Source organism: Hymenobacter nitidus (genome assembly GCF_020447315.1).
GTDB lineage: Bacteria > Bacteroidota > Bacteroidia > Cytophagales > Hymenobacteraceae > Hymenobacter > Hymenobacter nitidus.
In genome coordinates this window covers 1-902 of sequence record NZ_JAJADQ010000030.1, presented here as the reverse complement: position 1 = coordinate 902, position 902 = coordinate 1, and the positions used below count along the sequence as shown (strand labels likewise).

Below are 902 nucleotides of genomic sequence, written 5' to 3'. Positions count from 1 at the left end.
ATGCTCGCCCACAGCCAGGCCCCGCTCACGCTCACGGCCGAGCTCTACGAGCAGTTCCTCGCCCAGGCCGCGGCCTACCCCACGACGGCCCCCGTGCTCGACGCCGAGGCGGCCGAGCCCACGGCCTATGTCATCTACACCTCCGGCTCGACCGGGCAGCCCAAGGGCGTGGCCGTGGGCCACGGCTCGCTGCGCAACTACTGTCAGTGGTTTGCCCACGAAGCCCAGCTCAGCGAGCAGGACGTCTCAGCCCTGCTGACCAGCTACAGCTTCGACTTGGGCTACACGGTCTTGTTTCCCACCTTGCTCCGCGGGGCCCGGCTCTGCCTGGCCGCCCCCGAGCAGGTGCTGGCCCAGGCCGGGGCCACCCTGGCCTGGCTCGACACGGAGCAGGTCTCGGTGCTGAAGCTGACCCCGTCCTTGGTGCAGGGCCTGGTGCTGAGCCAGGGCGTGGCGGCCCTGGCCCGGGTGGGCCGGCTGCGCCTGCTCGTCTGCGGCGGGGCCACGATGGCCGCCGCCGACATGGCGGCCCTGCTGGCCAGTAACGCGCAGCTGCGGGTCTTCAACCACTACGGGCCGACGGAGACGACCATTGGCGTGTGCTTCCAGCCCTTGACGGGGGAGAGCATCGGCGGGTTTGTGGCCCAGCCCGTGCTGGGCGGGCCCATTGCCAACGTGGAGCTGCTCGTCGTTGATGGGCAGGGCCAGCTGGTGCCCGTGGGCGTGGTGGGCGAGCTGCTCATCGGCGGGGCGGCCCTGGCCCAGGGCTACCTGCACGCGCCGGACTTGACGGGGCAGAAGTTTGTGGCCCACCCGCAGGCGGGCCAGGCGGGGCGGAAAGTATACCGCAGCGGGGACCAGGTGGTGCGCCTGCCCAGCGGGCAGCTGCAGTACGTGGGGCG

The 902-nt window shown here is 71.8% G+C and carries 1 protein-coding gene; it reads left to right on the top strand.

The genetic code is table 11. The annotated features are described in order from the left end of the window. A partial coding sequence (locus LGH70_RS23470; RefSeq protein ID WP_226190991.1) for an AMP-binding protein occupies nt 1-902 on the top strand: 902 nt, incomplete at both ends.